This is a genomic window from Thermodesulfobacterium sp. (assembly GCF_030445475.1).
Classification (GTDB): domain Bacteria; phylum Desulfobacterota; class Thermodesulfobacteria; order Thermodesulfobacteriales; family Thermodesulfobacteriaceae; genus Thermodesulfobacterium; species Thermodesulfobacterium commune.
In genome coordinates, this window is sequence record NZ_JASUTP010000009.1 from 42,314 (window position 1) to 49,046 (window position 6,733).

At 37.8% G+C, this 6,733-nt stretch carries 3 protein-coding genes and 1 CRISPR repeat array; all 3 genes read left to right on the top strand.

Annotated features, from left to right (window positions below):
• Position 1: 1 nt before the first annotated feature.
• The 3 genes from PWP26_RS04535 to trmB are packed head-to-tail and all read left to right on the top strand — an operon-like array spanning position 2 to position 5,569.
• Positions 2-3,121 (top strand): efflux RND transporter permease subunit, encoded by a 3,120-nt coding sequence (locus PWP26_RS04535; protein WP_301399044.1) that lies wholly within the window; start codon positions 2-4, stop codon positions 3,119-3,121.
• Positions 3,118-4,530, top strand: coding sequence for an efflux transporter outer membrane subunit (locus PWP26_RS04540; protein ID WP_301399045.1), 1,413 nt, complete (start codon positions 3,118-3,120; stop codon positions 4,528-4,530). Before PWP26_RS04535 ends, PWP26_RS04540 begins: the two co-directional genes overlap by 4 nt.
• Positions 4,520-5,569 carry a tRNA (guanosine(46)-N7)-methyltransferase TrmB gene (trmB, locus tag PWP26_RS04545; RefSeq protein WP_301399046.1) on the top strand — a complete coding sequence of 350 codons (1,050 nt, stop codon included), beginning with the start codon at positions 4,520-4,522 and terminating at the stop codon, positions 5,567-5,569. Before PWP26_RS04540 ends, trmB begins: the two co-directional genes overlap by 11 nt.
• A 256-nt stretch (positions 5,570-5,825) precedes the next feature.
• A CRISPR array of direct repeats spans positions 5,826-6,669; the repeat unit is 35 nt; unit sequence GTCGCAATCCCTTTTGAAGTAGGGCAGGTTTCTAC.
• The last annotated feature ends 64 nt before the right edge of the window (positions 6,670-6,733 follow it).

The window sequence follows — 6,733 nt, forward strand, 5'->3', positions numbered from 1 at the left end:
TATGATTTCAAAGTTTTTTATAGAAAGGCCGAGATTTGCGGCAGTAGTTTCTATCTTTTTTGTTTTGCTTGGGATTTTAGCTATACAAGTACTCCCTATCCAAGAATATCCAGCCCTTACCCCTCCTCAAATAATGGTTAGAACTGTTTATCCTGGGGCAGACGCCGAAACTGTTTTAAAAACAGTAGTTACTCCTTTAGAAGAAAGTATTAACGGTGTCCCTAACATGATTTATATGTTAAGTACTGCTTCTTCAAGCGGAGATGTTAACATAAATGTTTACTTTGAAGTAGGGACTGATGTTAACGTTGCGAAGATGGATGTAAATAACAGGGTACAAATGGCCTTGAGTAAACTTCCTGAAGAGGTAAGAAGACAAGGAGTTGAGGTGAGAGAACTTTCCCGTGACATTGCTTTGGTGGTAGCTTTTATCTCTCAGGGAGGGGTAAGAAGCCCGGTAGAAATTTCTAACTTTGTTTTGATAAACGTGGTAGAAGAGTTAAAGCGTATACCCGGGGTAGGAGACGTTGTAATTTTTGATGATAAAAGTTATTCTATCAGGGTTTGGTTAAAACCCGATAAACTTGCTAAATATGGTTTAACCCCGATAGAAGTAGCCCAAGCTATTGCGTCTCAAAATCAACAGTTTTCTGCAGGAGGTATAGCTCAAGAACCTACAGATAAGGCTTATAGTTTTTCTTACACCGTAAAAGGAGATCCAAGGTTTGAAAAGGTTTCTCAGTTTGAAAACATCATCTTGAGGTCAAATCCTGATGGGTCTAAGCTACTTTTAAAGGACGTAGCAACCGTAGAGCTAAGTTCAGAAAACTTTAACAGCCAGTCTTTTTATAAGAAAGACCCTGTTATCCCAGTAGGTATTTTTTTGGCCCCCAATGCTAACCTTTTAGAAGTAAACAAAAAGGCAAAAGAGACGTTAAAAGAACTTTCGCATAACTTTCCAGAGGATATCAAGTTTTATTATCCTTATGATCCAGCTCTTTATGTTAAGGAGGCTATCAAAGAGGTTATCGTTACTTTTGTAATAGCCCTAATTCTGGTAGTGTTTGTTATATATATCTTCTTAGGTAGCATAAAGGCTACCATTATCCCTGTACTTGCCATACCTGTTTCCATCATCGGAACATTTGCTGGCATGTATGCCTTAGGTTTTTCTATCAACCTTCTTACCCTTTTTGGTCTGGTATTAGCCATAGGGCTTGTGGTAGATGATGCCATCATCGTTATAGAAAATGCAGAGAGAATAAAAAGGGTCAAAAGGCTTCCTTCTAAAGAAGCAACCATCGAGGCTATGCAAGAGATAACAGGGCCTATCATAGCTATAGTCCTTGTTCTTTCTGCGGTTTTTATCCCTGCAGCCTTTTTAGGAGGTTTTACCGGTGCTTTTTATCGTCAGTTTGCCGTAACCATCGCTATTTCTATGATCCTCTCTGGAATTGTAGCTCTCACACTGACCCCAGCCCTTTGTGCAAGATTTTTAGAGGAAGAGCATAAAAAGATGCCTTTACCTATTAGATTGTTTAATCTATTCTTTTTTAAAAGTAGAAAGTGGTTTGTAAACACAGTTAAAAATTTTCTTAGATTTGTACCGATAGGAATAGCGGTATTTATTTTTGTGGTAATAGGAACTATATTTTTTATCAAACGTCTACCTACAGGACTAGTGCCTTTTGAAGATAATGGTCTTCTTTATATCTTTACTAACCTACCTCCAGGATCTTCATTAAAAAGAACGATAAATGTTGCCAACGAAATAAGTGATACCTTAGCCAAAACCAAAGAGGTAGAAGAGTGGATAAACGTCGCAGGGTTTGATTTGCAAACTTTTGGTTCTAAAAGCGATTCTTTGACTACTTTTATTCATCTAAAGGATTGGAAAGAAAGGAAGGGTAGAGAACATTCTTCATTTGCTTTGGAGCAGAGATTAAATCAACAATTTGCGAAAAACCGGGAGGCTTTAATCTTTGTAGTAAATCTACCTCCTATTAGAGGCATGAGTTTGGTAGGTGGTTTTGAAATGTATATCCAGGATAGGTCAGGAAGACCTCTTTCTGACCTTTATAAATATGTTCAAGAGATAGTGGCTAAAGCTAATCAAAGGCCTGAACTTACCGCAGTTAGAACTACTTTTGTTCCTAATGTTCCTACTTATAAGGTTACAGTTGACAGAGAAAAAGCTAAGGCCTATGAGGTAGATGTAGATGAAGTTTATCGTACTTTAAACATCGTGTTTGGTAAATACTATGTTAATGATTTTAACCTTTACGGTAGAATTTTTCATGTTAACTTAGGTGCAGAAGGTGAATATCGTGATGATTTAAGAGATTATAGTTATGTCTATGTTCGCTCAAAAAATGGAAACTTGATCCCTATCAGTAGTTTGATTAAAGTAGAGTTAATCCCAGATGCTCCTATTTTAGAAAAGTTTAACATGTTTGTAAGCGCTAAAGTTTTGGGAACCCCTAAGCCTGGATATACTTCAGGTGATGCTATCAAGGCTATTTCTGAGGTAGCCAAAGAAGTTTTACCTCCAGGATATACGATAGCCTGGGCAGGAACGTCTTATCAGGAGGTCAAGGTACAAACTAAGGGTAATTTAGCCCTTATATATGCCTTAATTTTTATTTATCTTATCTTGGTTGCGCTTTATGAAAGCTGGAGTGCTCCTCTTGCCGTCCTCTTAAGTACACCCTTTGCCCTTTTTGGGGCAGCCTTGGGATTAAATCTTTTTGGTTTACAGAATGACATATATTTCCAAGCAGGGCTTTTGGTTTTGATCGGACTTTCTGCCAAAAATGCTATTTTGATCGTTGAGTTTGCAGAAGAAAGATTAAAACGTGGTATGGGGTTGGTTGAAGCAACGATAGAGGCCGCTTATCTCAGGTATAGACCGATTATGATGACCTCGTTTGCTTTTATTGCCGGGGCTATACCTCTTATGTTTGCAAGTGGAGCCGGAGCTAACAGCAGAATGATCATCGGAACAACCGTGGTTATGGGAATGACCTTTGCAACGTTGTTTGGGGTTTTCTTTATACCTCTTTTTTATTACGTGGTGGTAAAATTAAGAGAGAGACTTTCTAAAATAACGGGAAGAAAATGAAAAAATCTAAACTAACGATTTTAGGTTTAAGCATGTTTTTGGTTTTTGGTTGCTCTTTAGCCCCAGAGCTTAAGAAGCCTGATCTACCTTTACCTCAGAGTATTAGGTTAGAAAATGGGACCGTTAGCTTAACAGATAACTGGTGGAAAAACTTTGATGATCCTTACTTAAACCAGCTGGTAGAAGAGGCCCTAAAAGCAAACGATGATCTTATGATCGCACAGTCGCGTGTGGAACAAGCCTTAGCTATGCTTGGCAACCTAAGGGCTCAGCTTTATCCTTATTTTGGTTATCAAGGTCAGGCTGAAAGAGGCAGGATTTCTGAATATACTGGTCCTCTTGGAGGCAAAACAGATTATTCCTTTTCTTTTTCTGGTTTGGTGTCTTATGAGATAGACCTTTGGGGTAAACTTAGAAATCAAGAAAAGGCAGGTCTTGCAAGGCTTTTATCTGCTAAAGCTAACCAAGAAGCTTTAAAAATCAGCCTGATTGCAAACGTAGTCTCTACCTATTTAAACCTAACTTCAACCACCTTGCAACTTAAAACCGCCGAAGATTACGCCGAAAAGCTTAGAGAAACTTACGAATATAGAAAAACTCAGTTTCAAAAAGGTTTGGTTAGCAAAATAGTTGTAGAACAGGCTAAGGCAGAGTATGAATCTGCCAAATTAACGGTAGAAACTTTGAAAAATCAAAGAGAAGTCCTGAAAACTGTTTTGTCCGTCCTTTTAGGAAGAAGTCCTAAGGAGATTTTTGAAAAAAATTTTTTGGTAAGGCAGGATTTACCTCAGCCTTTAAAACCTCCCTCAGTTTTACCTTCTGAAGTTTTGGTTCGCAGGCCTGATATCATCGCGGCAGAAGAGACCCTTAAAGCCGCTAACTTTGAGATAGGTGTAGCAAAATCAGCCTATTTTCCGAGTATTTCTTTAACAGGTGCTTTAGGGTATAAAAGTAATGAACTGTCAAACCTTATTACACATTCAGCCTCTTTTTGGAATCTGGGACTTTCTTTAGCAGGACCGATACTTGATTTTGGTAGAACTAAAAGCCAGGTAGAACTAAAAGAGGCTCAAAAGAGGGAGGCTTTGTATACCTATGTAAAAACCGTAAAAACTGCTTTTAAAGAAGTATATGATGCTTTGGTAGCCATAGAAACAACCGAGAAAAAGTTAGAAGCTCAAAAGGAGCGATTAGCCTCTTTAGAAAAGGTGCTTTCCCTTTCAGAAAAAAAGTTTGAACAAGGGTTGATTGATTATTTGGTGGTAATTGATGCTCAGAGAAACTATCTCAACGCTAAGCTTAACCTAATCCAACTACAAACAGACCTTCTTAATGCCTATGTTAATCTTTACAAAGCCCTTGGAGGCGGCTACTCTTATAAAGAAAACTTCAACTTTAATGGAAAATAAAGTTTACTTAAAAGAAGAAGATTTAGGCTTTCAACCTAAGTGGTCTGAGATTTTTAACAATTTAAACCCTATTTATGTAGAGATAGGTATAGGAAACGGAGAGTTTATCGTTCATTTAGCCAAAACTTACCCTCATTTTAACTTTGTTGGCACCGAGTTTTGCCGGGAGGTTTTAAGAAAGGCTTTAAAAAGGGCAGAAGGAGAAGGCCTTTCAAATTTAAGACTCTTACCGATGGAAGGGACCAAACTTCTTATTAAAGGGTTTACTTCAGAAAGTATCTTTGGACTTTATCTTAATTTTCCAGATCCTTGGGATAAACGTAAGAAAAGACGAAACAGGTTAGTTAATGAAGCGTTTGTATGGTTGCTTGCAGACCGGCTTAAAGAAGGTGGATTTTTTCGGATGGCAACAGACCATAGACCTTATCTTGAGGAGGTAGTAAAATTATTTACCACTAATGAGGCTTTTTCTCCTCTTTGGGAAGAGCTTATAAGAACTGAGATAGAAGATTTTTATCCTACCAAATATGCAAGAAAATGGCTTTCTCAAGGTCTACCTTTATATTTTACCGGTTTTAAAAAGATAAAAAGGGTTAGGTTGCCTGATTGGATAAAAGAGAAATATTCTTTATTAAGGTTAACGAAGGAGGACTATGTGCCCATAATAAGTGTGTTGAAGGTAAAACAATTGCCAGATTTTCGAACTTTGGTTAAAGCAATACCTAAGGACATTTTATACCAAAGCGAAGGGGATTTAATAAAGGTTTTAGATGTTTATACCAAAGAAGATGGGTTACTTATAGACCTCATAGTGTTAGAAAAGAGTCTGCAACAACGGTTTTTTGTAGCTGTAAATCCTTATGAAACCAGAGGGATTATTATTTCTGTTCATAGTTCAGACCATCCTGACCCAACAGATGGGGTTCATCTTGCTATCTCTTTGATAACTCACAAAATCTGGTCTTTTTTATCTGAGTCTGAGCTAATAAAAACTACCTGTAAAACTAAACTTTTTAACCTAAGCAAAACTTTAGTATAGCCTTACAAATTAATTTTATGAGTACGCTCTATCAAACAAATGCGTTAATGGAGTAAGATTAAAGCTATCCTTTATTTTTCTTCTCACTAAAAATGGAATAGCCACCGAATTTAGAGGTTTTCCCCTGTTCGTTTATAATTGCAGATATTTTAAGCAACTCAGACCACTTACCAATCACCAGATTATTTTTAAATAAGGAAGATTTCTACATTCAGTAGAAGCAGACAAACTATACTTTCCGTTTTTATTCAAACGCGTCGCAATCCCTTTTGAAGTAGGGCAGGTTTCTACCAAAAAAGGAGGGGGTTGGTATGAAAGAGGTAGTGAGTCGCAATCCCTTTTGAAGTAGGGCAGGTTTCTACAGAAGCAGCAAGGCATTGGGTCGAAAAAACAAAAATAGCATGTCGCAATCCCTTTTGAAGTAGGGCAGGTTTCTACTGCAATCTACTGCCCAATAAATAACTGTTATATTGATAGTCGCAATCCCTTTTGAAGTAGGGCAGGTTTCTACTTTTATTTGTTGGAAGAAAAAGAAGAAAAATATGACGTCAAGTCGCAATCCCTTTTGAAGTAGGGCAGGTTTCTACAAAGATTGCCCGGGTATCGGGCTTGGGTGGAGATAATGACGAAATGTCGCAATCCCTTTTGAAGTAGGGCAGGTTTCTACATAAGAAATCATCATAAGGATTTTGAGTTTCATGTCGCAATCCCTTTTGAAGTAGGGCAGGTTTCTACCCAAAGAAAAGCGCTTTCCCTTTTGCTCTGGATTTTGTCGCAATCCCTTTTGAAGTAGGGCAGGTTTCTACAAATTCTTGAAAAGTTTAAGGAAGTATTTGGATTTGAACGTCGCAATCCCTTTTGAAGTAGGGCAGGTTTCTACAGTTATGAAAGCGCTAGGTATTACTCGTCTAAAAACAGATTTGTCGCAATCCCTTTTGAAGTAGGGCAGGTTTCTACTTAGAATGGCGCGGCTCTTACTGGATTAGAAAAAAAGGTCGCAATCCCTTTTGAAGTAGGGCAGGTTTCTACGAAGCAATGCGGAAAATATTAGAGAGGAAAACAGGAGTCGCAATCCCTTTTGAAGTAGGGCAGGTTTCTACGAATTATATGAAAGCGGTAGTTGATTTGGTTGGTGTTATGTGTCGCAATCCCTTTTGAAGTAGG